16 protein-coding genes and 1 pseudogene are annotated in these 25085 nt (G+C 65.9%); 6 read left to right on the top strand and 11 right to left on the bottom strand.

What is annotated here, in order from left to right:
• Positions 1–160: 160 nt before the first annotated feature.
• Together LJ655_RS00585 and msrA are read right to left on the bottom strand one after the other, a co-directional pair.
• A complete protein-coding gene (locus tag LJ655_RS00585; protein WP_230559320.1) occupies positions 161–1060 on the bottom strand; it encodes a MipA/OmpV family protein in 900 nt (299 codons plus the stop codon).
• 325 nt (positions 1061–1385) lie between these two features.
• The gene (gene msrA / locus LJ655_RS00590) at positions 1386–2144 is read right to left on the bottom strand and encodes a peptide-methionine (S)-S-oxide reductase MsrA (RefSeq protein WP_230559321.1); all 759 of its coding nucleotides are present in this window, start codon (positions 2142–2144) and stop codon (positions 1386–1388) included.
• A gap of 198 nt (positions 2145–2342) precedes the next feature.
• Between msrA and LJ655_RS00595 the strand changes: the two are divergent.
• Positions 2343–2597: pseudogene (locus LJ655_RS00595) on the top strand (1-aminocyclopropane-1-carboxylate deaminase); the annotation flags it as partial.
• 34 nt (positions 2598–2631) lie between these two features.
• On the opposite strand, the gene LJ655_RS00600 reads toward LJ655_RS00595, so the two are convergent.
• Complete coding sequence (locus tag LJ655_RS00600; RefSeq protein ID WP_230559322.1) at positions 2632–3534, bottom strand: LysR family transcriptional regulator; 903 nt, start codon at positions 3532–3534, stop codon at positions 2632–2634.
• Between the two features lie 137 nt (positions 3535–3671).
• Here LJ655_RS00600 and LJ655_RS00605 point away from each other — a divergent pair, with 137 nt between their 5' ends.
• A complete protein-coding gene (locus tag LJ655_RS00605) occupies positions 3672–4397 on the top strand; it encodes a pirin family protein (RefSeq protein ID WP_230559323.1) in 726 nt (241 codons plus the stop codon).
• Between the two features lie 121 nt (positions 4398–4518).
• On the opposite strand, the gene ahpF is transcribed toward LJ655_RS00605, so the two are convergent.
• The 3 genes from ahpF to prpR all read right to left on the bottom strand — a co-directional run bounded on the left by ahpF (position 4519) and on the right by prpR (position 9014).
• Positions 4519–6111, bottom strand: a complete 1593-nt coding sequence (ahpF, locus tag LJ655_RS00610) for an alkyl hydroperoxide reductase subunit F (RefSeq protein WP_230559324.1) — start codon at positions 6109–6111, stop codon at positions 4519–4521.
• Positions 6112–6281: 170 nt separating this feature from the next.
• Positions 6282–6845: an alkyl hydroperoxide reductase subunit C gene (ahpC, locus tag LJ655_RS00615; RefSeq protein ID WP_230559325.1), complete on the bottom strand. Its 564-nt coding sequence runs from the start codon at positions 6843–6845 to the stop codon at positions 6282–6284.
• Between the two features lie 147 nt (positions 6846–6992).
• The gene (prpR, locus tag LJ655_RS00620; RefSeq protein WP_230559326.1) at positions 6993–9014 is read right to left on the bottom strand and encodes a propionate catabolism operon regulatory protein PrpR; all 2022 of its coding nucleotides are present in this window, start codon (positions 9012–9014) and stop codon (positions 6993–6995) included.
• A gap of 200 nt (positions 9015–9214) precedes the next feature.
• Here prpR and LJ655_RS00625 point away from each other — a divergent pair, with 200 nt between their 5' ends.
• Positions 9215–10099 (top strand): isocitrate lyase/PEP mutase family protein, encoded by an 885-nt coding sequence (locus tag LJ655_RS00625; RefSeq protein WP_230559327.1) that lies wholly within the window; start codon positions 9215–9217, stop codon positions 10097–10099.
• Between the two features lie 234 nt (positions 10100–10333).
• Positions 10334–11773 carry an MFS transporter gene (locus LJ655_RS00630; protein ID WP_230559328.1) on the top strand — a complete coding sequence of 480 codons (1440 nt, stop codon included), beginning with the start codon at positions 10334–10336 and terminating at the stop codon, positions 11771–11773.
• A 35-nt stretch (positions 11774–11808) separates the two neighbouring features.
• Here the strand turns inward: LJ655_RS00630 and LJ655_RS00635 are convergent, their stop codons facing one another.
• The 3 genes from LJ655_RS00635 to LJ655_RS00645 form a co-directional block, all read right to left on the bottom strand.
• Complete coding sequence (locus tag LJ655_RS00635; RefSeq protein WP_230559329.1) at positions 11809–12288, bottom strand: nuclear transport factor 2 family protein; 480 nt, start codon at positions 12286–12288, stop codon at positions 11809–11811.
• Positions 12289–12480: 192 nt separating this feature from the next.
• Positions 12481–13920 carry a nicotinate phosphoribosyltransferase gene (locus LJ655_RS00640; protein ID WP_230559330.1) on the bottom strand — a complete coding sequence of 480 codons (1440 nt, stop codon included), beginning with the start codon at positions 13918–13920 and terminating at the stop codon, positions 12481–12483.
• A 170-nt stretch (positions 13921–14090) separates the two neighbouring features.
• Positions 14091–15290 (bottom strand): CpaE/TadZ family protein, encoded by a 1200-nt coding sequence (locus tag LJ655_RS00645; protein ID WP_230559331.1) that lies wholly within the window; start codon positions 15288–15290, stop codon positions 14091–14093.
• Between the two features lie 1412 nt (positions 15291–16702).
• Here LJ655_RS00645 and LJ655_RS00650 point away from each other — a divergent pair.
• The gene (locus tag LJ655_RS00650) at positions 16703–18130 is read left to right on the top strand and encodes a sigma-54-dependent transcriptional regulator (protein WP_230559332.1); all 1428 of its coding nucleotides are present in this window, start codon (positions 16703–16705) and stop codon (positions 18128–18130) included.
• A 376-nt stretch (positions 18131–18506) separates the two neighbouring features.
• Complete coding sequence (locus tag LJ655_RS00655) at positions 18507–20999, top strand: mechanosensitive ion channel domain-containing protein (protein WP_230559333.1); 2493 nt, start codon at positions 18507–18509, stop codon at positions 20997–20999.
• Positions 21000–21038: 39 nt separating this feature from the next.
• Here the strand turns inward: LJ655_RS00655 and LJ655_RS00660 are convergent, their stop codons facing one another.
• Both LJ655_RS00660 and LJ655_RS00665 read right to left on the bottom strand, forming a co-directional pair.
• Positions 21039–23300 (bottom strand): ATP-dependent DNA helicase, encoded by a 2262-nt coding sequence (locus LJ655_RS00660; protein WP_230559334.1) that lies wholly within the window; start codon positions 23298–23300, stop codon positions 21039–21041.
• The gene (locus tag LJ655_RS00665; protein ID WP_230559335.1) at positions 23297–25066 is read right to left on the bottom strand and encodes a VRR-NUC domain-containing protein; all 1770 of its coding nucleotides are present in this window, start codon (positions 25064–25066) and stop codon (positions 23297–23299) included. Before LJ655_RS00665 ends, LJ655_RS00660 begins: the two co-directional genes overlap by 4 nt.
• Positions 25067–25085: the final 19 nt, after the last annotated feature.

Genomic DNA, 25085 nt, shown 5'->3' on the forward strand with positions numbered 1-25085 from the left:
GCCGGACGACCAGGCAAACCTCAAGTCTAAGCGGGTTTGCCGGGTCAAGTCGATCCGCGGAATGTCGATCGCGGGCGCGCGGGCTGCGGCGCATACGCGTCCAAGGCTGCATGCACAGCGCAAACCACGGCGTCGCCGTGTGATGGCAGCGTCGCTGCCTTCAGAACCGATAGTTGATCGACACGTCCGCGACGCCGGTCGCCCGGCTGCGGGTGATCGGACTGTTGCCCGCGCTGCCGACGAGCTGCTCGAACGCGCCGTCGGCGGTCGCGAACCAGTGCTTGCTGAACAGCCAGACCAAGCTGACGCCGAAGCCCACCGACTTGAAGCCCGCGCTCGCGTGATATTTCGGATACTGCGAGTGCGCCGCCTGCTCCTGATTGACGCCGAACCAGCTGTTCATGTAATCGGAGTCCGCGAACACCACGTTCGGGCCGGCGAACCAGAAGAACCGCTCGGTGCTCCCCGGCATAGGCATATAGGCGCCGAGATCGCCGATCCAGCCGTTCGATCCGCCGAAATAGCGGCGGATATCGGCGCGCAACACGAGCGGAAAATTCCTCGACACGACGTACTCGCCCGAGAGTTTCAGACCCGGCGCGGGGTTGATGTTGCCGAGGCCGTTGAGTTCCTGGGGATCGTCCTGGGCGCGTCGCCCAAGGTCGTAGACCGCGGCGAGACTCATGCGCCAGTTCTCGCCCTGGACGAAATTCACGCCGAAGCCTTCGCCGCTCGACAGAAAGAACAGATCTTTGTAACGCACGTCGATGCTGGGGCCGGCCACTACGTGATAGCGGTCGGAGCCCTCGAAGCGCGGCTGGAACGAGGCGGCCACGCCGAGGCGCACTTGCCAGTCGGGAAGATTCGGCTGCCACATCTTCTGCAGTGGAACACCCGCCGAGTATTGCCATTCGCCGAGCGGCGAAGGCGTTTGAGCGAAGGCCACGCCCGGCACGCAGGCCATCACGCCCAAGGACGCGGCGGCGAGCCAACTCGCCGCGATGCCGGTTTGTTGATGGCGAGGCATGGCGCCCCGCTTCTTTCTACGGCTATTCGACACCAGAAGCCTCCGATTCCGCTCGTCGCGAAGAGGTTGGGTTCTCGCCCGGGGTCCACGGCGGACCCAAAAGCCAGGACGACCGCCGCACTGCTACTTACGGCGTGTAATTTTTCCAGTCATCGCCGCGGGCTTTGCGATGCGCACGCGGCGTGGCGAGCCCGCGGAGCCCGCGCGGCCACGCTGCGGCGCAGGCAATGAGCAACGGCTCATCAGGTCGCAAGATATGCGCCAAGTCTGTGGAGGATTGATGACGGCAGCGGCGGAAAGAGTCACGGAGACCGGGTCGGGCGGGACGGCGGCGCTGCCTCGCGGCGCCGTCCGGGGGTTATTGCCTGGCTTCCACGAGCACCGGCTTATCGCGATACAGGGTGGGGAACAGGCGCTTCAGATTGGCGATTTTCGGCATGTCATTGAACACGATATAGGCCGAATCGGGATGCAGCGTCAGATAGTTCTGGTGATACGACTCGGCCGGATAGAAGCCCTTGTACGGTTCCGTCCTGGTGACGATCGGCGCGGGGAACACGTGCGACTTGTCGAGCTGCGCAATGTAGCTTTGCGCGACGCGCCGCTGCGCCTCGTTCAGCGGAAAGATCGCGGAGCGGTATTGCGTGCCAATGTCGGGGCCCTGGCGATTCAGCTCGGTCGGGTCCTGAACCACCGAGAAATACACCTGGAGCAACTGGCCGTACGTGACCTTGCCGGGATCGAACGTGACTTGCACCGATTCGGCGTGCCCCGTCTGGCCGCCGCTGACGGTCTCGTACTGGGCGGTCTCGCGTGAGCCGCCCGAGTAGCCGGACACCGCGCGCGTGACGCCGCGCACATGCTGAAACACGCCTTGCACGCCCCAGAAGCAGCCGCCCGCGAACACCGCTGTTTCCTCGTGCGCGGTGCTGGCCGCGATCGGTTCGTCGAGCGCGGGCGGCGCGATCACGACGGCGTTCTCCGCCGCTAACGCGACGCCTTGCGCGAGCATCAAGCCGAGCGCACCGGCGCCGAGCAGCAACGACAACGCAGCTGCGCGCGAGCGTTTCGAGGTGTCGTGCAACGACGTAAAGAACTGCCCTATGTTGCGAGTCATGATGGTCGCTCCGGAAAAGTGCCGACGCTCACCCGCGTGCGGCGCGCGGCTGCTTGCGCGGCACGCGGGTGCGCCGAAGCTTGGTCGGGCGAGCGCGGCATTTATGACAGCATGCGCGTTTTCGGCGCCGGCCGCGCGGCTCACAGCGGGGATTTCGTGGTCGAGAGGATGTCCTTCAGCACCATGAACGAGCGGCCGAAGGACATCGTGCTCGACGAGCGTTACGGCGGCCCGCAATACGGTCTGCCGAACGACGGCACGCTAGAGGCGATCCGGTTGTGCGGGCGGCTCGAAGGCATGCTGACCGATCCGGTGTACGAAGGCAAATCGATGCACGGCATGATCGACAAGGTCCGCAACGGCGAATTTCCGGCCGGCCCGCGGGTGCTGCATGCCCACCTGGGCGGCGTGCCCGCGCTGAGCGCGTATAGCTTCATCTTCCGCGACGGTTGACGGGGTTTCGCCGTCGGGCGCGGGCGGAGCGGCTTCAGGTCTGGCGTGAAGCCAGCAACCGCTTCTTCAGATGCTTACGCAAAAACTCGACGAATGCCCGGATCGTCGTCGAGCTTTGCCGATGCTGCGGGTACACCGCATAGACGCCCGTCGCCGTCGGCAGGAACGCTTCGAGCACGGGCACGAGCTGGCCGCTTGCCAGCGCATCGGCGACGATGAAATCCGGCAGCCGAACGATTCCGAGTCCCGCGACCGCCGCATCGCGAATCAGATCGCCGTTATTGGCTCGCAACGGCCCGTGCACCTCGACGCTCTTCACCGCGCCGTCAATGCTGAACTCCCAGCTTACCGCGCCACCGTGACCATACAGCAGGCAGTCATGCTTCGCGAGATCGGCCGGCACGGCTGGCGTGCCGCGCCGCCGCAGATAGCCTGGGCTGCTGCACGTGAGCATCCTCACGTCGATCAGCTTCTGCGCGATCAGCGACGAGTCCGCCAGCGTGCCGATGCGGATCGCCATGTCGAAGCCCTCGCCGATCACGTCGACCGCGCGGTCGCTCAACTCCATGTCGAAGCGCACCTCGCGATGCTCGCGCAGAAACGCCGCGACGAGCGGCGACAGATGCGTCATGCCGAACGACATCGGCGCGCTCACGCGTAGCAGCCCACGCGGCCCGGCGCGGCGCAGCGACATGGCCTGCTCGGCGTCCTCGACCTCGCCGAGAATGCGCTTGGCGCGCTCGTAGAATTCCTGCCCCAGATCGGTCACCGCCAGCTTGCGCGTATTGCGGATCAGCAGTTGGACACCGAGCGCTTCCTCGAGCGCCATCACCCGGCGGCTCACGAACTGCTTCGACAGCGACAGCCGGTTCGCCGCGGCGGTGAAATTGTGGGCGTCGACGGTCGCCACGAAGATCCGCATGTCATCGAGTTGCATCGATTGTCCACTCCACAGCGACAGTGTTTCCGGTTTGGTCGTGATTATACCGATCCAGATTGACCTACACTGTCGTTCATGGATCGCAGCCAAACAACTGGCCCGGATCACGCGACAAAACTCAAGGAGAAAACAGCATGCTCGAAATCAGACACGCCAACCAACGTGGCCGCGCGGAACACGGCTGGCTCAGCTCGCGTCATACGTTTTCTTTCGCGAACTATTACGACAAGGCGCAGAACGGCTTCTCCGACCTGCTCGTGATCAACGACGACCGCGTGGCGCCCGCGCAGGGCTTCGGCAAGCATCCGCATCGCGACATGGAGATCTTTTCGTACGTGCTCGAAGGCGCGCTCGAACACAAGGACACGATGGGCACGGGCTCGGTGATCGTGCCCGGCGACATCCAGTTGATGAGCGCGGGCACCGGTGTGGCGCACAGCGAATTCAACCATTCGAAGAGCGAGCCGGTGCACTTCCTGCAGATCTGGATCGCACCGGCCCAGCAAGGCACGAAGCCGCGCTATCAGCAACAGCACTTCGGCGCGGCCGACAAGCGCGGCGTGCTGCGGCTCGTGCTGTCGCCGGACGGCGCGAATGGTTCGCTGCAACTGCAACAGGATGCGCGCGTCTATGCCGGTCTGTTCGATGGCGACGAAACCGCGCGGCTCGAACTCGCGAAGGACCGCTATGCCTATGTTCATGTGGCGCGCGGCAGCGTCACGGTGAATGGCGTCGAGCTAAGCGAGGGTGACGGCGCGCGGGTGCGGGGCGAAGAGGCGCTGACGTTCACGCAGGGCCGCGACGCGGAAGTGCTCGTGTTCGACCTGCGCAATATCGAAACCTCGGCATTGTGGGCATAAGCGCTGCGCTTGCCACGTACCGCGCTCTAACGACAAAGGCCCGCACGAATGCGGGCCTTGTTGCATGCGCAAACTCAAACGGCGGCCCGCGGGCCGCCGTTTGGGTCTCTGAACTATCGAATCAAACTGTTGCCTCGGCTTCCGCTTCGCTGACGGCCGCGACTTCTTCGCTGTTCCGAATCAGGTGATCGAACGCCGACAGCGATGCCTTCGCGCCCTCGCCCACCGCGATCACGATCTGCTTGAACGGCACCGTGGTCACGTCGCCGGCGGCGAACACGCCCGGCACCGAGGTCGCGCCGCGCGCATCGACGACGATTTCGCCATGCTTCGACAGCTCGACCGTGCCCTTCAGCCACTCGGTGTTCGGCACGAGACCGATCTGCACGAACACGCCTTCGAGTTCGACCTTCTTCACTTCGCCCGAAGCCAGGTCCTTGTAGACCAGACCGTTGACCTTCTTGCCATCGCCGGTGATTTCCGTGGTCTGCGCCTGGGTGACGACCGTTACGTTCGGCAGGCTGCGCAGCTTGCGTTGCAGCACTTCGTCGGCGCGCAGCGCCGCGCCGAATTCGAGCAGCGTCACTTCGCGCACGAGACCCGCGAGGTCGATCGCCGCCTCGACGCCTGAGTTGCCGCCGCCGATCACCGCGACGCGCTTGCCCTTGAACAGCGGGCCGTCGCAGTGCGGGCAGTACGCGACGCCATGATTGCGATACTCGCGCTCGCCCGGCACGTTGATTTCGCGCCAGCGCGCGCCGGTCGCGAGAATGATCGTCTTCGCCTTCAGCACCGCGCCGTTGGCCAGACGCACTTCGTTGATGCGCCCCGGAATCAGCGCCTCGGCGCGCTGCACGTCCATGATGTCGACGTCATAGGCCTTCACGTGCTGTTCGAGCGCGGTCGCGAACTTCGGCCCTTCGGTTTCCGTCACGGAGACGAAGTTTTCGATCGCGAGCGTATCGAGCACCTGGCCGCCGAAACGCTCGGCCACCACGCCCGTCGCAATGCCCTTGCGCGCCGAGTAGATCGCGGCCGCCGCGCCCGCCGGGCCGCCGCCGACGATCAGCGTATCGAACACCGGCTTCTTCGCCAGTTCCTTCGCGGCGCGCTCACCCGCGTTGGTATCGAGCTTGGCGAGGATTTCCTTCACGCCGCTGCGGCCCTGGCCGAACACGTCGCCATTCAGGAACATCGTCGGTACCGCCATGATCTGGCGCGCTTCGACTTCGTTCTGGAACAACGCGCCGTCGATCGCGACGTGACGGATGCGCGGATTGATCAACGCCATCACGTTCAGCGCCTGCACGACTTCCGGGCAGTTCTGGCACGACAGCGAGAAATACGTTTCGAATCGATAGTCGCCGTCGAGGCTGCGGATCTGTTCGATCACCGCATCGTCGAGTTTGACCGGATGGCCGCCGACCTGCAGCAACGCGAGGACGAGCGACGTGAATTCATGCCCCATCGGAATGCCGGCGAAACGGATGCCGGTGTCCTTGCCCGCCTCGCCGATCGAAAACGAAGGCTTGCGCTCGCTGTCGCCGCGACGCTCGATCACCGTGACACGCTCCGACAACGTCGCGATATCGTTCAGCAGGGCGAGCAGCTCCTGGGACTTGGCGCTGTCGTCGACCGAGGCGATCAGCTCAATAGGCCTGCTAACTTTTTCGAGGTACGACTTCAGTTGCGTCTTGAGATTGGCGTCAAGCATGGCTTTGCGATTCCGTAGCGTGGGATGGGGTGCCCCGGCTCCGCACGCATCCGGATAGGACGTGTACAGCCCGGGGACACGCGAAGCGCCGTATCAGGCGGTTCGCGCGGTGATGCGCCGGGAGGACCCGGGAACTGCAGACTACGAATGCAGCGGGCGCTGCATGGACCTTAGATCTTGCCGATCAGGTCGAGCGACGGGGTCAGCGTTTCTGCGCCCGGCGTCCACTTGGCGGGGCACACTTCACCCGGATGCTTCGCGATGTATTGCGCAGCCTGAACCTTGCGCAGCAGTTCGCCAGCGTCACGGCCAATGCCGTTGTCGTGGATTTCGCACACCTTGATTTCGCCTTCCGGGTTGATCACGAACGTGCCGCGCAGCGCGAGGCCTTCTTCTTCGATCAGCACGTCGAAGTTGCGCGAGATAGCGAGCGTCGGGTCAGCCAGCATCGGGTACTTGATCTTCTGGATCGTGTCCGACGTGTCGTGCCAGGCCTTGTGCGTGAAGTGCGTATCGGTCGACACGCTGTAGATTTCCACGCCGAGCTTCTGGAACTCTTCGTAACGATCGGCCAGGTCGCCCAGTTCAGTCGGGCACACGAACGTGAAGTCGGCCGGATAGAACACGAAAACCGACCACTTGCCCTTCAGGTCTTCTTCAGTGACGGTCTTGAAGTCGCCATTGTGGTAAGCCTGCGCCTTGAACGGTTTGACTTGACTGTTGATGATCGGCATTTGCTGAATCCTCTCTCTGGGTGGTTGGAAAGTGGTGTCAGTATCTCAGACTGGACCTAATAGGTAAAGCGGATTGTGTCAATGACTTCAATAGTCTGACCCTATCTGTTTTTCCGGTTAGAACTATCGCGTTTCCAGGCGGGGCGTTCAGCCTTTCAGAAGCCGCCACAGCGTGGTTCGGCCGATGCCGAGCGCGCGGCTCGCGGCCGCTCGGTTGCCGCCCGATCGCTCGAGGGCGTGCAGCGCGTCCTCGCGGGTTGGCGTGGCGCGGGGCGCCGTGCGGCTGGACGGCGCGTCCTGCGGCGCGGGAGTCAGCCGCTCGACGCCGCGTGGTCCAATTCGCGCGAATTCGGGAAACACCGCCTGCCAGTCTGGCAAGGCGTTGGCGGGCAAGTTCCCGGACAGGTCGCCAGTCACCTCACCGACATGGATAGCCGCGCGCGCGAGCAGATTTTCCAGTTCGCGGACGTTGCCAGGCCACGCATAGTTCTCGAAAAGCGGATCGAGAAACGCGAGCACCCGTTCGAGCGCCGCCGGCGGCAGACCGTACTGCAGCGCGCTGCGCTCGAGCAGATGCCGCGCCAGCGGCGCGATGTCGGCGCGGCGTTCGCGCAGGGGCGGCAATTTTATCTGAAGCAGATTCAGCCGGAAATACAGGTCCGCGCGAAACGCGCCCTGCTCGACGAGCGCATGCAGGTCGCGGTGCGTCGCGGCGATCACGCGCACATCGACCGGTGTGGCACGGCCCGCGCCGAGCTTCATCACCTCGCGTTCCTGCAGCACGCGCAACAGCCGGCTTTGCAGCGCCGCCGGCATTTCGCCGATTTCATCGAGAAAGATTGTGCCGGTATGGGCGATTTCAAACAGCCCCGGCTTGCCACCGCGACGCGCGCCGGTGAACGCCCCCTCCTCGTGCCCGAACAGCTCGCTTTCGATCAGCCCCTCGGGCAGCGCCGCGCAGTTGAACGCGACGAACGGATTGCCGCGCCGCCGGCTCGCGTTGTGGATGCCCTGCGCGACCAGTTCCTTGCCGGTGCCGCTTTCGCCCGTCAGAAGCACGGTCGCGTCATGCGCGGCGCCCGCGCGCGCGAGCCGGCGCACGCGCTCGAGCGCCCCCGAATCGCCGATCAGATCGTCGAGCCGGTGCCGCGCGACCAGATGCCTCGGTCGCTGGCTGGTGCGCAGCGAACGGTCGATCCGTTGCGCGACGAGCGCATCCTGCGCGGTCACGACGAAACCCGAGCGCGTGCCCTGCTCGACGATCGGCACGCAGTTGACGATCAGCGCACGGCCGCCGAGCTGTTCGATGCGTTCGTCGACCGCCTGCCCGGCGGCGCGCGTCTCTCGCAACAGCGGCCCGAGCGCGCGCGCGACCCGCGCGGGGGTGTCCTCGTCGTCCTTCGGGAACGCCTGCGCGGCGCCGAGACCGAGCAGGTCGAGCATCGCCGGGTTGACGGCTTCGAGCTGGCCCGCTTCGTCGAACGCGGCGACGCCGTCGCGCAGATGCGCGACGATCGTATTCAGGCGTCCCCGCTTCGATTCCTTCTCGCGGCTCACACGCGCCAGTTCGACCGAGCGCTCGAACGCTTCTTCCACCGCGGCGAGCGAGTACAGGAACACGCTGTCCATGCCGGCCTGTTGCGCCAGATCGCAGGCCATGCCCGCCCCGACGACGACGCGGCAGCCTTGCGCGGCGAGCTGATCGACCGCGAGCCGCACTTCGTCGATCGAACGGTACGCGCGTTGCCGCAGATCGACGTTCAGCAGCGGGCCCAGGTCGGCCAGTTCCTGCGCGATCGCTTCATGCAGCACCAGTCCGATCCGCGCTTGCGGCCACGCGGCGGTGGCGCGCGTGATCGCGCTCAACACGTCGAAGCCGTTCACCTTGACCATCACGACCGGCACGCTGAGGTTTTCGCGCAGATACGCGCCGTTCGAGCCGGCGGACAGCACGACATCGACCGAACCCGCGTCCACATAGGCTTGCAGCGCGGCGACCGCCGCGCCGTAACCCTCCCGCACCGTGAAGAATTTCGCCCGGCCGGCATAGCGCGGCGCCACCGCCTCGCAAAGCGATTGCAGCCGGCTGATACTGACGAGTGCGACCCCGGGGCGGCCAGCATCGACCGTGGGACTCGGGATCGTGACGAATGGCGTGAACGTGGACACCGCGGCTCTCCCTCATCGAAACGTTTCGAGAAACGTTTCATGAAACGTTTCAGCGATTGTGCCACGAACCTCCCCGCCAGGCCCATTTCGCGCAAACCCTTGTTCCACAGGCGCGCGCCGCGAAACACCAGGCAATGGCACGCTTCCTGCAAAATGTCGCCCGCGTTCCACTACCGAATTCCCTTCTGGAGACCCGCATCATGACCACCACTTCCGCCACCCGCCGCGTAGCCTTCCGCGCCAAGGTCAACCAGCGCCAGGGCCTGCTCGTGCCCGGCGCATTCAATGCGATGAGCGCGCGCGTGATCGAAGACGCCGGCTTCGAGGCGGTCTATATCACCGGCGCGGGCGTCACCAACATGTCGCTCGGCCTGCCCGACCTCGGCTTTATCGGCCTCGCGGAAGTCGCCGAGCACACCGCGCGCATCCGCGACGCGGTCGCGCTGCCGCTGATCGTCGATGCCGACACGGGCTTCGGCAATGCGCTGAACGTGCGCCAGACCGTGCGCGTGCTAGAGCGCAGCGGCGCCGACGTGATCCAGTTCGAAGACCAGGTGATGCCGAAGAAATGCGGCCACTTCTCGGGCAAGGAAGTCGTCGCGGCGAGCGAGATGGTCGGCAAGATCCGCGCGGCGGTCGACGCGCGCGAAGACGCGAACCTGCAGATCATGGCGCGCACCGACGCGGCGGCGGTCCACGGCATCGAGGACGCGATCGAGCGCGGCCATCGCTTCATCGAGGCGGGCGCCGACATCCTGTTTATCGAGGCGACCGAATCGCTGGCCGACATCGAGCGCCTGCCCGGACTGTTCGACGTGCCGCAGCTGATCAACATCGTGATCGGCGGCAAAACGCCGGTGCAATCGCGCGACGCACTCGCGAAACTCGGCTACGGCATCGTGCTGTATGCGAACGCGGCGCTGCAAGGCGCGGTGCTCGGCATGCAGCGCGCGCTCGGCACGTTGCAAAGCAACGGCCGCCTCGACGAGGACGCGACGATCGTCGCGCCGTTCAGCGAGCGCCAGCGGCTCGTCAACAAGCCGCTGTATGACCGGCTGGACAAGGAGTACGCGGCGAAGGACTGAGGCACGGCCCGCGGCGCGCTGAGCGCTGCCGCGATATGCGGCCCTTTATTGCGCTAGGATTCAGGGTTGGCCGCCCCGGCCCCTGCGCCGGCCCGTTCTCGCGGATGCCGGCAGACACACGAAACGCAATCGAAAGGCAGTCGCAAACACCATGAAGTCACACTCTTCGCGCGCTTCGCGCCGGGCCGTCAATGGACTTTTCGCGCCCTTGCGCGCGGCACGGGAGATCGCGCGATGAGCAGCAGCGGTATCCGCAACGCGCACGTGGGCTGGCTGCCGTACATCGTCGCGGCCACCTTCTTCATGGAGTACCTCGACACCACGGTGATCGCCACCGCGCTGCCGCAGATGGCGCATTCTTTCGGCGTCGGCCCGAACAGCCTGAGCCTCGGCATGACCGCCTACATGCTGGCGCTCGCGATCTTCATCCCGGCGAGCGGCTGGGTCGCCGACCGCTGCGGCGCGCGCACCGTGTTCGTCAGCGCGATCGGCGTGTTCACGGTGGCTTCGGTGCTGTGCGGGCTGTCGCAGGACGTGCCTGAGTTCACGGCCGCGCGGCTGCTGCAAGGCATCGGCGGCGCGATGATGGTGCCGGTCGGCCGCCTGATCGTGGTCCGCAGCACCGAAAAAGCCCGCTTGATGCAGGCGATCTCGACCATCACGTGGCCCGCCATCGCCGCGCCGGTGGTCGGCCCGCCGATCGGCGGCTTCATCACGACGTACGCGTCGTGGCGCTGGATTTTCCTGCTGAACGTGCCGTTCGGCCTCGCGGCCATCGCCGTCGCGCTCGCCATCGTGCCGAACCTGCGCGGTACCGAACGCAAGCCGCTCGATGTCGTCGGTCTGCTGCTGAGCGGCGTCGCGCTCACCGCGATCCTGTACGGCGCGGAACTGGCGAGCCAGCCTGAGGCGAATCCGTGGCTCGCGGTCGCGCTCGTGGCGGGCGGCCTGGTAGCCGGCGCGATCGCGTTCCTGCACGCGAAGCACCATTCGCATCCGCTCGTCGACGTATCGACGCTGAAGGTGCCCACGTTCTCGGTGACGGTCATTACGGGGTCGTTCACGCGCATCGGCATCGGCGCGGTGCCTTATCTCATGCCGCTGCTGTTCCAGGTCGGCTTTGGTCTGTCGGCGTTCCGCTCGGGTCTGCTGCTGCTCGCGAGCGCGGTCGGCAACCTCGGCATGAAGGCGCTGACCACGCGCATCCTGCAGCGCTACGGCTTCCGGATGGTGTCGATCGTCGACGTGGCGGCGGCCGGCATTTTCATCATCGCGTGCGGACTGCTGACACCCGACGTCCCCCTCGCCGTCGTCCTGATCGTCGTATTCGTGTACGGGGTCACGCGCTCGATGCAGTTTTCGACGCTCGCGACCCTCGCCTACGCCGACATCCCGCAGCCGCAGATGAGCGCGGCCAGCACGTTGTGGAGCGCGGCCATGCAAATGACGATCGGTCTCGGCATCGCGTACGGCGCGGTGTCGCTGCGCATCGCGGCATTGTTCAATGGCGAGACGAGCGGCCACGTGTTCACGCTCGACGACTTCCGCCTCGCGTTCCTGTTCGCCGGCGTGCTGACGCTGCTGTCCGTGGTCGGCTATATCGGGCTCGCGCACGATGCCGGACAGAGCATCGGCGGGGGGGCGCGCGGCGCCGGGAATACGGCGAAGGGCTAGGCAGACGCAGTGGGCGAAAGGCTGACCGCACGCGCCTACTCGCGCCGCAACTGCCCGCGATAATGCAGCAGTCCCCGGCGCGCCTGCTGCCTGAGCATCCGCTGCACGAACGGCGACCAGCCGAACAGCGTGCCGCGCACGCCCATCGCCTGCCGCATCCACAGCCACAGATCGAAGCGGTCGCGATGCTCGACGATCAGCCCGTCGCGGAACACGAAGCGTGCGTCTATCCGGTTCACGACGTCGCGCCCCGTCTGGACGAAACGGTAGCGCGCCACCCACTGTGCGCGGCCGGTGCGGTCGTTCGCCTCGATGTCGCTGAAGGTCAGCGTGAAGTCCTGCGCGTGCTTGACGAGCATGCGCCACATATCGCGCACTTCGTCGCCGACCAGTTCCCCGAAGGCGGGGTCGCTGAAAACGGCGTCGTCGGCGTAACAGGCAACCATGGTCTCGGCGTCGCGCTGCTGGAAGGCGGTGTAGAAACGTTCGATCAGCTCGGTGTTGGGATGGCTCATTGATGTCGTGTGGTGTATTGCGGGAGCGCGTCGTGCGCGAGCATGAGACGCGCCGCGCTCCGAAAAAACAGCCCGCGCGCGGCAGGCCGCGGGCACGGCGCACACGATAACGGAAAACGCCGTGAATGGGGGACCGGCGCGAGGCGAGGACGGATCGCGGGACATAGCCGCACGCGCACGGGGAAAGTTGAATCAGACTTCGTCCGCATACGCGCGGCCGCGAATCTCGGCCAGCGACGAATCCACCAGCAGGCGGCCCGTGTCAAACACCGTCGCGAGCACTTCGTCCCACTCGCCCGCCACCGTTCGCTCGTCCCACATGACCGGCAACGTGACCGTCCGGTACTCGCCGGTGCGGCGATGGCGCAGCAGCGTGAGCCGGCCTTTCTTCGAGCGCTTGCCGTGATCCGTGACCGGGTCCTTCGACACATCGTGCCATGTGTCGCCAAGCCGGATCGCCGAACATTTCATCGCGAAACGCTGGGTATCGCGGTTGATCTGCTGCAATAGCGCGCCACCCATGCCGAATACGATGTTGTCGGCGGCGAAGCCGGCTTCGTCCATCGCGGCGAGAATCGCGCCGATCGCTTCCGGGTTCACGCTGTCGCCCTGAATCACGCGCACATGATTGAGCACGCGCCGCCCCTTGCTGTTCGTCTGCGTTCCGAACGACGCCTCCAGCGTGCGCAGCGTATGCAGCACGATCGTGCAAGGATCGCCCGAGTCCGGGCGAATCACGAGCGTGCCGCCGGAATCGAGCACCGCCTGCTTCAGCTCGGTGCACCATGCGTCGAGCGCGGCGAACAGGTCGTAGGAGTCGGACACCACCGAAACGATCGCGCCCGGCTTGCCGAAGCGCGCGATCATGTTGCGATACGCGTCGATCTCGCGCTCGCGGCCCCACGCCGTGATCGTGCTGTGCTCGGCCGCCGGCACCGAGAACGCGGCCATGCTGTCGTGGTAGTAGTGATTCGCCGCGAGCACGCCGAGCACCGTATCCGAGCCCATGAAGCTGACAAGATGCGCCGCGCCCCCGATCGCCGCCGACTCCGCGCTCGACACGCCGCGTGCGCCGAAATCGTGCAGCTTGAACGGCAGTTGCGAGAGATCGTCGCTGCTCTTTAGCAGGGCGGCGCGGATCGTCTGGCGCAGATGCCAGCTTTGCGTCGCGACCGTGATCGGATACCACACGCGCATCACCATCGTCTCCAGGTACGACGCGAGCCAGAACACGTGCGGATCGTCGCATTCGACGGTGACGAGCACGTTGTGCGTCGGCACGACCGAGCCTTCGGGCACCGCGCGAATCCGCACCGGCAGATAGCCGCCGTATTGCCGGACGACATAGCGCCAGCCCGCTTCGTTGAACGGCTCGCCGTGCGCGCTGAAGAAGGCGCGGGCCTGGTCGATCATCGCGCCCGTGACCGGCCGGCACAGGTACGACTTCAGCAGCATCTGCAAGCCGAAGAACAGCGTGCGGTCATACCGTCCGCCGCGCGATTCGATGTACGAGAACATCGCCGACGCATCGGGCGGATATTGCAGATAGTGTGATGCCTTGTACGAATCCGTATTCAGAATCGGATTGGACAGGATCGACACGAGGTCGGTCAAACCCTGCGCACGTTGCATGGACGGCTCGGCGCTCACGTGATTTTCTCGCTGGACTGGGCGGACCGCGCAAGCCGGTCCGGCGCCAAAACATGCCGGGACTCACCCGAAACTTCACCTTACTCCGGTACGCGCGGAAGTGCTCGTCGTCGAAATCAGGCAATGCACGCGCGTTCCATATGTCAGCAAACCTAGGCGCCAGGCTTCAATTGCGGCGGCAGGTCCGGCCCGGTCGCGGACAGCCGGACGAGCCTCCTGCGGCGCTCGGCACCCGGCGGCCATAGCATGTTCGCGAGCAGGCCGATGCCTTGCGCGAGCCCGCTGTCGCGCGCGGATGCTACGAGCGGCACGCCGCGGCGCAGCGCGTCGTCGACGCTCTGATCGTCGCGCGGCAGTTGATGCGCAACCTTCGCGCCGAGCGTGCGTTCGAGCATCGGCAGATTGATCTGCGCGTTCTTGTCGTACTGGTTGACGACGACCCGCACCTTGCTGGCCGGATGCCCCAACTCGCGAAAGATATCGAGCATGCGGCGCCCGCCATGCAGGTACAACGGATTCTGCCGCACGACCATAGAGATCGCGTCGCTATGGGCGAGCGCCCGGACGGTCGATGGATTCAGGCTCGTGCCGACGTCGATCAGCACGGCGTCGTAGCGCTCGCGCACGAGCGTCAGAATGCGTTCGAGTTGTGCGGGCGACAGTTCGGCGGCCTTCAGCGGATCGCCCGCGCCGGCGAGCAGATCGAGGTTCGCGCGCACTCGCATGGTGCACGCGTCGAACAGCGCCGCGTCGAATTGCTCGTTGCGCGAACACAGATCGGCGAGCGTCATCGGCGGCGGCCGATTCGCCATCAGCAGACTCGCGTCGGCGAATTGCTGGTTCAGATCGATCAGCAGCACGCGCCTGTCGCGCCGCGCGGCGAGCGCCCACGCGAGGTTGACCGCGATCAGCGTCGTTCCGCTGCCGCCCTTGCTCGACGCCAACGCCACGACACGTGCGCCGCGCCGCCCGGGCCCGCGGCGCTGCATGTCGATTTTCGCGAGCACGTCGCCGACGGCTTGATGATCGAGCGGCCACGACAGCACGCGCCGCACGCCGACGCGCAACGCCGCGCCGGTCAGCGCGGCGGACGGCCGCGGCGTCACCAGCATGCAATTGAGCGTCGGCGCGCTGGCGAGCGTTTGTCCGATGCCGTCGAGCGCCGGGGCGTTCAGATTGGCGTCGTCGACGATCAGCAGGTCCGCGCTGCGGACCATGCGCGCATGCATCGGCAATTGCCGGACCGACCCGTACGCGGTGCACAGCCGGTAACGCACGCCGCTCTCTTCGAGGCAAGCGACGATGCACTGCGCGTTTTCAATGCTGGCGGCAATCAGGAAGATGTCGATCATGTCAGCTCTGCGGCGCTCGGCGCGTCATGCATGAGTTCTTATTCAAGGCGTCTTTCGCGACTGACGACGCGGGCTACCGCGCGGGCGCGCTGCCGGTCAGCGATGACATGAAAACCATCAGCCGGCGGGTAGAGCGTCAAACGTCGCTGTCGTCGTCGGCGGCGCCGCTCCGCCGCGCCGCGTCGAGCGCATCGCGGCAGCGCCCCGGCCGTTGATCCAGGTCGCCGTGCCCGTGCCAACTCACGGACACGGCACCCGGTTCATCTCGTCCATTCGTCTCTCTGCGGAGACTATGGCCGCTCTCCCCGCTTCGTCGCGCCGGCTGGTCCCGGGCCGGCGCGGCCCCTACTGTTTCCCGGCGTGTCGCGCGCAATATTCGCCCGCGCCTTGCCTGTCGTTATCGCCATCCTTTTCGCGTCGCCAGGACAAAAAGTCGAAAAAGAAAAAACGGCGAAGCCGATGCCTTTGTCGTCCCGATTTGAATGGCCGTCATGCCGGTCCGCCACCCATCCGCTTTTGTGACGTATTTAAGAAGGCCCCGCCGCGCTCCCGCAAACACCCGATGTCTCCCCGAACTGCCTGCGAGCGACCTTTTCACCGCTGGTCTTTTCAAATCCCGTTTTCCCCATAACGTCGACCAGGCGGCAAACCGCATTTTTGTACCATCCTTATTGCAACGGTTATGCCAACATCCTTTCGAATCGGTGAGAAACCCGTCCAGGCTTCAGGCCATCGAAAAATCGGCCCGACTTTCGAGGCGGCGTAAGCCGCGCTGAAAGTGTGGCCCGGCGCGCATTGATTCGTTTGTGACACGCGCTTCGCCGCGCGCAGGCGGTTGTTGCGGCTGCGCGAGACCGACAAGGCGTCCTCTCGGCGCGGCAAAGCGCATTCGACGCGTGCTGTCCAATCTGTCGCAAGCATGAAACATGGCCGCTCACGTCCCGTCCGGTTTTTCCACGCCTTAACGCCCCGGCAAATGCCATGCAATGTGCGATGCCTCGCATAACCGGACTTGACGACTATTTCATTAGTGGTCCATGTGAATCCGAAAACCACGAAATGCGTCTTCGATCCATATTTCTTTGTGTGGCGCTTTCAGGCGCTTTCGCTTATCGTTAGACCATGCGCCAATCAGAGCGTCTGTATCAGACCAACGAGGCAAACCACAGCTCAATTGGTTTTCACGATTCGGGGATAAAGTCGCCGGGCAGTTTCAGCAATGAACGTAAGTACGCCGCCATTGCATGAAGCCGTCCGCCCTTCAGCGCGTTGCGCTTTACGCCGCGCTTTCGGTGGATCCCTTGTTCGTGATCGCTGCAGCCGTGAATGCGTCGCGGCCGGAATGCTGCCGGTGGCCGCCTGAATTTCCATGAGTCGCAGAGCAGTCCTGACGGACCGAACCCGGGGGTACCATGACTACGACTTGCACGCCAGCCGACACGGAACGCTCCGTTCTGTACGTGGCGAACGCGCCCGACCAGAAACTCGTCGAGTTTCTGGCCGCGTCGGGATGGCAAGCCGTGCACGCGAAAAGCCCGGCCGTTGCCGAACGCACGATCGAGCGCTGCAACATCAAGGTCGGTCTCATTCAGTTACCCGAAGATTGCACGTCACAGCAACTGTCCGCACTCGCGCTGTGCATGCGCCGCGTCGAAACCAACTGGGTCGCGCAGATCATGCCGGGCCAGGCCGACAACGAGCTCGTCAGCCGCTTCATCCTCGACTACTGCTTCGATTTCGTCACGCAACCGTGGCTCAACGAGCGGCTCGTGTTCGCGCTCGGCCATGCGCACGGGCTGTCGAGCCTGCGTCAGCCGCGCGACGCGCTGGAGCCTTCGCTCGGCCGCCACGGCATGGTCGGACAATGCGAGCCGATGCAGCAGCTCTACCGGCGCATCGACAAATGCGGCGTGACCGACGCGCCGGTGTTCATCGCGGGCGAATCGGGCACCGGCAAGGAGCTGACCGCGCGTGCTATTCACGATCGCTCGCCGCGCGCCGGCCGCCCGTTTGTCGCGATCAATTGCGCGGCGATCCCGCCAGGTTTGCTGCAAGCCGAACTGTTCGGCCATGAGCGCGGCGCATTTACGGGCGCGCTGCAACGCAAGATCGGCCGCATCGAGAGCGCGCACGAGGGCACGCTGTTTCTCGACGAAATCGGCGACATGCCGCACGAATGCCAGGCGGTGCTGCTGCGTTTCCTTCAGGAAGGCACGATCGAGCGGCTCGGCGGCAACGGTCCGATCAGCGTCGACGTGCGCGTGATCTCCGCGACCCACGTCGATCTGGAGCGCGCCGTCGAAGACGAGCGCTTCCGCTCCGACCTCTATCACCGGCTGTGCGTGCTGCGCCTCGTGGAGCCGCCGCTGCGCGAACGAGGCGGCGACATCAAGCTGCTCGCCAACTACGCGCTCAGCATGTACAAACAGGACGGTGCGCGCAAACTGCGCGGCCTGTCCAGCGACGCGATCGTCGCGATGTCGAACTATCCGTGGCCGGGCAACGTGCGCGAGCTGATCAACTGCGTGCGCCGCGCCGTCGTGATGAGCGAGGGCCGCTTCATCACCGCGAGCGACCTCGGCTTGCCGGAGGCCGACAACGGCCCGGCGGTCACGCTCGCTGAAATCCGCAGCAAAGCCGAAAAAGACGCGATCGAGAACGCGCTGCAGCGGCACGGTTACAAGCTGTCCGACGCGGCGGCCGAACTCGGCATTTCGCGCGCCACGCTGTACCGGCTGATGCACGCGAACCGGCTGCATCAGGAGCCGGCCGGACGCGGTGCAAGCGGCGGCCCGGATGGCGACGACGAAGCCGGGCGGCACACCTCGTCGGCGGCATGAGCAGCGATTCAAGCGGCTTTTCGTAGTGGATGCCGAGCGGCGCACGGCGCAGGCAATAGATCATCCGCCACGTAGCGCGCCCGGCGCGCGCCTGAACTAGTCGCCCGAGACCCTCCCGCACCTGCGCCAGAATTTTCACCACGAAGCGGGTCCATCCCTGCCCCGCCACACCGGCCCGGGCCGGCTTTCTGCTACCTTCGACAGGTCTGCCGGCCGTCATCGGCTATCCTGTCGCATCGACCGCACGCCCGGCCGGCATGCCTGCGCCGCAGGAACTTCAGCCCCGCAACCCGTGTCCGTCCCGGGTCGTCCGGCTGAAACCGGCCTCAGGTTCCGGCACAATCGCCCGCATTGGCTTCACCCCGCCTTACACCCTATGCAAAAATTTCTCAGAGTCTGCTTTTTCGTTTTACTGCTTACCGGCGCGGCACCCACCTTTGCCGCCGCGCCGCAGGCCACCCCCGCCGCCGCGCCCGCATCGGCCCCCGTCAGCCTGACGCCCCAGCAGGCCCGCAACGCGCTCGACGTCCTGAACGATCCGAAACGTCGCGCGCAACTCGCCGATACGCTGGAGGCGATCGCCGCCGCCGGCGCGTTGAGCGCCCCGGCAGCGTCGGCGCCCGCCGCGGCAAGCGGTCCGGCCGCGCTCGTGCCGGACGCGTTCAAATCCAATGGCCTCGCCTCGCAGCTCGCGCGCCAGGGTGCGCATTACGTCGCCCATCTCGCGACCTCGCTGCGCGACTCGATCGCCGCGCTGCTCGACATCGGGTCGGCGCGCGCGTGGTGGCACTGGCAGTTCACCGACCCGCACGCGCGGGCGGTGCTGTTCAAGGTGCTGGGGTCGCTGCTGGCCGCGCTGGTCCCTGCGCTCGTGCTCGAATGGCTGACACGGCGGCTGCTGCGGCGCGCCTATCGGGCGATCGCCGCGCGCCGCGAAGCCGCGTGGTTGGAGGAGAACGACGAGGCGCAGTTCGTCGCGACCGGCCCGACCGCGCCGTACGCCTCGCCTTCGGAAAAAGGCCGCGCGATCAAAGCCGAAGGCAAGCGCAGCGCGACGCACCACTGGACGCTGCTGCAACGTCTGCCGCGCGCGTTTCTGATCACGCTGGTGCGGCTCGTGCCGCTCGCGGTGTTCATCGGCGCGGCGAGCGGGCTCATGCCGATCGTCACCAGCAACGGCACCCCGCAGGACCGCGCGCTCGATTCGCTGATCGACGTCTATGTGGTGTGCCGCTGCGTCGCGATCCTCGGCGCGTTCTTCCTGCAACCGACCGCGCCGCGTCTGCGGCTGCTGCGCATGGGCGATGCGTGGGCCGCCTACGTGCTTGGCTGGATCGAGCGGATCGTCGCCGTTGTCGGGGCCGGCGTCGCGCTCGCCGGGCTTGCGCAGGCGCTCGGCCTGAACGACGCCGCGCGTCTCGCGCTGCTGAAAGTTGTCGCGCTCGTCGGTCACGTCATGATCTCGATCCTCGTGCTGCGCTGCGCGAAGCCGGTCGCCAACCGGATCCGCAAACGCTTCTCCGTGCACGAGTCGTTGGAGATGTTCGGCAACGCGCTCGCGGACGCGTGGGCCTGGGCCACCGTGGGCATCGTGATGGCGCTGTGGTTCGTGTGGGCCTTCGACGTGCAGAACGGCTATCACGCGCTCGTGAATATCGGTGGCATGACGCTCGCGATCCTGATCGGCGCGCGGCTCGTATCGATCGTGATCTTCGGCGCGCTCGCGCGCGTTTTTCATGTAGAGGACGAGGAGTCGCGCTCGCTCGTGCATGAGCACGCTCACCGCTATTACCCGCTGCTGCGGCGCGTGGTGAGCTGGATCATCGGCATCGTCACCGCGTTCGCACTGTTGCAGGCATGGGGCGTCGACGTTCTCGATCTGTTCCGCAGCGGCACGATCGGTCACCGGCTCGCCTCGGCGCTCGCAACGATCGCCGTGGCCGCGATCGTCGCGCTGGTGGTGTGGGAGGTCGTCAACGTCTCGGCCGAGCGGCGCCTCGACAACTGGACGAGCAGCGGCGATCTGGTGCGCGCGGCACGCCTGCGCACCCTGTTGCCGATGCTGCGCACCGCGCTCTTCTGCGTGATCGCGCTCGTCGTCGTGCTGACCGGCCTGAGCCAACTTGGCGTAAATATCGGCCCCCTGCTGGCGGGCGCGAGTATCTTCGGCGTTGCGCTCGGCTTCGGCTCACAGAAGCTCGTGCAGGACTTCATCACTGGCATCTTCCTGCTGATGGAAAACGCGATGCAGGTCGGTGACTGGGTCACGCTCGCGGGCGTGTCGGGCACCGTCGAATATCTGTCGATCCGCACCGTGCGGCTGCGTGGCAGCGACGGCTCGCTGTTCACGGTGCCGTTCAGCTCGGTGTCGACGGTGAACAACACGAATCGCGGGCTCGGCAACGCGGCGGTGCGCGTGAACATCGTGTTCGGTCAGGACGTCGAGCGCGCGATCGACACGCTGAAGGCAATCGGCGCCTCGCTGCGCGACGATGACAAGTTCAAGGAGGGCATCCTGTCGGACTTCTCGTTCTGGGGCGTCGATGCGGTCGACGGGTCGGCGATCACGCTGGCCGGTCAGATGCAATGCCGCGATACGTCGCGCTGGGGTGTGCAGCGCGAATTCAACCGGCGCATCGTCGAGCGCTTCAGCGAACTCGGCATCGAGATCGCAAATCCGCAGCGTCATCTGCTCACCTGGGATCCCGCGAGCAAGGCCAAGGTCGATACGGTCGTGCCGCGCTCGCGAGACGGCCACGTTCCGCACAAGGGCGACGCGCCGCTCGACGATCAGATTCCCGTCGATCCCAGTCCGGCCGGCGGCCCCGGCACACTCGGCAATCCTGGCGCGACCTCGCCGCATGCGTGACACGCCGCGCGCGTGAACGTGCGCTAGCGCCGCGCGGCGCTAGCGCACTTGCCACCAGCGCGGCAAGAGGCGCCGCACTTCCGGCCGGCGAAAGCGGTCGTCGATCAGATGCACGACGCCGCGGTCTTCCTCGGTGCGGATCACACGCCCCGCCGCCTGCACGACTTTCTGCAAACCCGGATACAGGTACATGTAGTCGTAGCCGTTGCCGAAGCGCGCGTCGAGCGTACGGCGCATCTGCTCGTTGACCTCGTTGATCTGTGGCAGGCCGAGGGTCGCGACGAACGCGCCAATCAGCTGCTGGCCGCTCAGATCGACGCCTTCCGAAAACGCTCCGCCGAGCACCGCGAAGCCGATGCCCCGATTCATCGTCCTGAAGCGCGCGAGAAATGCGTCGCGCGCGGCTTCGTCCATGCCGGGCTCCTGCGCCCACACCGGTAAGCCCGGATGCCGCTCGCGCAGCAGCGCGACCACGCGTTGCAGATAATCGAAACTGCTCAGGAAACCCAGGTAGTTGCCGGGCTGTGCATCGTACTGCTGCGCGATCAGCTCGACGATCGGCGCGAGCGAGCGCTCGCGGTCGCGCCAGCGCGTCGACACATGAGCGGCCACGTGCACCTGCAACTGGTCCGCGCGAAACGGCCCTTCCACGTCGAGCCACTGCGTGTCGTCGGCAAGCCCAAGTGTGTCGCGATAGAAATGCTGCGGGCTGAGCGTACCGGAGAACATCACCGTGGTACGCGCGGCCGCATAGCGCGGCGCGAGAAACGACGCGGGGATCACGTTGCGCACGCACAGCGTCGCGCTGGTTTTGTCGCGCGGCGAGTACCGGTCGGCGCTCAACGCCACGTCGAACATCGAATGCTCGCCGAACTGCTCGGCGAGCGCGACGAAGTGCATGGCGTCGAAGAAGGCCCGCAGCCCTTGTTCGTCGATCGACAACGGTGCGTCGGCAAGTTGATCCGTTACGGCGCCGATCAGATTCTGCGCGGCCGACAGCAGCTTGCCCGGCACCTCGGCATACACCTGATAGCTGGCCGTTTGCGCCCGCTTCACCGCGTTCCACTCGCGCTGCAAGCGCTCCAACGGTCTCTTCAGCGCCGCCGGCGCGCTCTTGCGCGCGAGCCGGAACGCGCTTTGATCGAGCGAGGCGGTGTACATGCGGCGCGCGCGTTCGAGCAGGTTGTGCGCTTCGTCGACCAGCACGCCGACGCGCCACTGGTTGAGCTGCGTAAGCGCATACAGCATCGCGCTCGTGTCGTAGTAGTAGTTGTAATCGCCGACGATCACATCGGCCCAGCGCGCAAGCTCCTGCGCCAGATAGTACGGACAGATGTCGTGCGCCAGCGCAGCCTCGCGCACGGCCGCGCGATCGAGCCGCGCCGTCGCCAGCGCGGCGGCGCGCCCCGCATCGAGACGATCGTAAAAGCCGCGTGCGAGCGGACAGGACTCGCCGTTGCAGGCTTTGTCCGGATGCTCGCAGGCTTTGTCGCGCGCGACGAGTTCGAGTGTTCTCAACGGCAACGGCGCTGCCCGGTGCAGCGAGTCGATCGCCTCGAGCGCAAGCGCGCGGCCCGGTGTTTTCGCGGTCAGAAAGAACACGCGATCGAGCCGCTCTTCGCCGCAAGCCTTCAACAATGGAAAAATCGTCGCCAGCGTTTTACCGATGCCGGTCGGCGCCTGCGCCATCAACGGCCTGCCGTCGCGTGCCGCACGATACACGGCCACCGCTAACTCGCGCTGCCCGCGGCGAAACTGCTTGTACGGAAACTGCAACGTGACGAGCGCCGCATTGCGCTCGGCCCGATGCGCGTCCTCCTGCACGGCCCAATCGAGAAATCGCTCGCACTGCTCGACAAAGAAGATTTCGAGTTCGCGAGCGCTGTGCTGCTGCGTCAATACCGTTTCCTTCTGACTGCCGATGTCGAAGTACACCAGCGCGACCGTCAGCTCGGCGAGCCGGCGCGCCTGGCACAGCAGGTGTCCATACACGAGCGCCTGCGCCCAATGCAGCACGCGATGGTTCGCAGGCATGCGCGCGAGATCGCCGCGATACGTCTTCACTTCTTCCAGCCGGTTCGCGATTGGGTCGTAGCCGTCCGCGCGGCCACGCACGGTCAGACTGCGATGCGTGCCCGTCAGCGCGAGTTCGGTCTCGTAGCCGCTTGCGCGCCGCCCCGCAACCATCTGATGCCCCGCGATGCCTTCGAGCGAGGTCGGCGCGGGCGTGAAGCGCAGATCGAGATCGCCGCGCCGCGCCGTGAATTCGCACATCGCTCGTACGGCCACTACATAGCTCATACGGCGCGCTCCGCTTCGCCGGGCCCTGCGATGTCTGCTTCGCTCTCCGCTTCTTGCCCGGCCCAGCGCACATCGACCACGCGCACCGGCATGCCGTGCCGGGCGCAATACGCGAGCCAGCGGATCTGGTTGTCCTGCAGACGATCGCCAGGGCCTTTCACCTCGATCAATTCATAGCGACGCTCGGCCGGCCAGAACCGGATCAGATCGGGCAAGCCCGAACGATTGCCGCGAATGTCGGAGAGCAGGCGCTCGAACCACAGCTTCAGATGCGCGGCGGGCAGACAGTCGAGCGCGAGTGCAATGAGTTCGGGCGTCAGCAGTCCCCAGAACACGAACGGCGACTGCACCCCGGCCTTGTCACGCAGATGGCGCAGAATCGTCTCGCGATAGACGCCGCTATCGAGTTGCGCGAAGCACGCGCCGAACTGCGCGGCGCGACGCGCGTGAAAATCCGGCGCGTACAGATCGGCCGGCCCGCGCTGGAACGGATGAAAAAACGCGCCGGGCAGCGCCGCGAAAACCGGCTCCCAGCACAGCAGGCCGAACAGCGAATTGATCAGCGCGTTCTCGACGTAATGCACCGGCGCGGCGTCGCTGCTCAAATGATCGCGCACCGCGTATTCGACGGCCACTGGCGCGTCAGGCTTCGGCAGCACCAGCGTGCCGCGCTCGACGGGCCGTGCCGCCGGTGCGCGCGGCACCGGCTCGCCGCACTTGCGCCGCAAACGCGGCAACATCCGCGCCACACGCTGCGCTTCTTCCTCGCTCTCGGGCGCGGCGTCAGCCTGCAAGGCCAGCGCGAGCGCTTCGGCGAAACGCTCGCCGCGCTCGAATACCCGCATGCGTCGATGACGCGCGCCCGGCCAGGCGCACGCGGCGTAGACCGCGAGCGCGGTGCCCCACTGCCCGCGCCGCTCGCAATCCTGGCCGATGCGGAACAGCAGTTTCGCGCGACGCGTTTCGAGCCATGGGTTCGCGGTCTCGATCGAATGGACGGCCGCGATCAGTTCCTCCAGTGCGCCCGCGTCGTTGTCGACCGGTAGCCGTTCGAGCGCTTCCCGGCACGCGTGAAGCGCGACGTAGACGTCGATATCCGCGCGTCGCTGGAATGCACGCGACGACGGCCCAAACGCGACCTTCTCGTACTGGAACACGCCAAGATCGGCGAGCACGAACTCCGACCAGTCTTGATGCAGATTACCGAAGAACATCAGGCGCAAGCGCTCGCACAACGGCGCGATCGCGACGTGCAGCACGCGGTCCGTCGTGGCGCCATGCCATCCGGCAAGCGGACGCGAAACGCACGCAGGCACGTCGTCGCCTTCGGCTTCGTAAAACGCGCGCAGCGCTTCGAGCAGATCCGGTTTGCGCAGCGCCTTCGCGCCGGGAATCCGGGCGATCGCGTCCGTGAAGATATCCAGCAATTGCGCGCGCGTGCTGAGCGCGAAAAGATCGTCGAGAGACAGTGGCGGATCGGTGACGATCCAGCGATGCAGCGCCATCGGCAGCGCGGCTTGCATCGGACAGCCGATTTCGTCATAAACCAGGCGGCTCGCCCGGAACAGCCGGCCTTTGCGCATCAGCATGCGCACCAGCAATGCACGCGAAGCCTGAGGCAATTGCGCGAAGCCGTCGAGAAATGCGTGTTCCTCGTCGTCGAGCAGATCGTCGTAACGCGCGCCGAGCCACGCGAGCGCGCGCTCGAAATTCAGCAGGTAGTAGGGGACGTCAGAACGGATCTCTGAGCGGGTAGCGGTTGCCACGGACTTTGTGCGGGACCTG

The sequence above is a fragment of the Paraburkholderia translucens genome, from assembly GCF_020881035.1.
GTDB lineage: Bacteria > Pseudomonadota > Gammaproteobacteria > Burkholderiales > Burkholderiaceae > Paraburkholderia > Paraburkholderia translucens.

What these genes read in the sequence shown, in the direction of transcription:
- LJ655_RS00640 (WP_230559330.1), bottom strand. Translation starts at nt 13,920, where the DNA reads ATGCAACGTGCGCAGGGTTTGACCGACCTCGTGTCGATCCTGTCCAAT.
- LJ655_RS00630 (WP_230559328.1), top strand. Translation starts at nt 10,334, where the DNA reads ATGAGCAGCAGCGGTATCCGCAACGCGCACGTGGGCTGGCTGCCGTAC.
- ahpF (WP_230559324.1), bottom strand. Translation starts at nt 6,111, where the DNA reads ATGCTTGACGCCAATCTCAAGACGCAACTGAAGTCGTACCTCGAAAAA.
- LJ655_RS00650 (WP_230559332.1), top strand. Translation starts at nt 16,703, where the DNA reads ATGACTACGACTTGCACGCCAGCCGACACGGAACGCTCCGTTCTGTAC.
- LJ655_RS00635 (WP_230559329.1), bottom strand. Translation starts at nt 12,288, where the DNA reads ATGAGCCATCCCAACACCGAGCTGATCGAACGTTTCTACACCGCCTTC.
- LJ655_RS00645 (WP_230559331.1), bottom strand. Translation starts at nt 15,290, where the DNA reads ATGATCGACATCTTCCTGATTGCCGCCAGCATTGAAAACGCGCAGTGC.
- msrA (WP_230559321.1), bottom strand. Translation starts at nt 2,144, where the DNA reads ATGACTCGCAACATAGGGCAGTTCTTTACGTCGTTGCACGACACCTCG.
- LJ655_RS00655 (WP_230559333.1), top strand. Translation starts at nt 18,507, where the DNA reads ATGCAAAAATTTCTCAGAGTCTGCTTTTTCGTTTTACTGCTTACCGGC.
- LJ655_RS00605 (WP_230559323.1), top strand. Translation starts at nt 3,672, where the DNA reads ATGCTCGAAATCAGACACGCCAACCAACGTGGCCGCGCGGAACACGGC.
- ahpC (WP_230559325.1), bottom strand. Translation starts at nt 6,845, where the DNA reads ATGCCGATCATCAACAGTCAAGTCAAACCGTTCAAGGCGCAGGCTTAC.
- LJ655_RS00625 (WP_230559327.1), top strand. Translation starts at nt 9,215, where the DNA reads ATGACCACCACTTCCGCCACCCGCCGCGTAGCCTTCCGCGCCAAGGTC.
- LJ655_RS00600 (WP_230559322.1), bottom strand. Translation starts at nt 3,534, where the DNA reads ATGCAACTCGATGACATGCGGATCTTCGTGGCGACCGTCGACGCCCAC.
- LJ655_RS00660 (WP_230559334.1), bottom strand. Translation starts at nt 23,300, where the DNA reads ATGAGCTATGTAGTGGCCGTACGAGCGATGTGCGAATTCACGGCGCGG.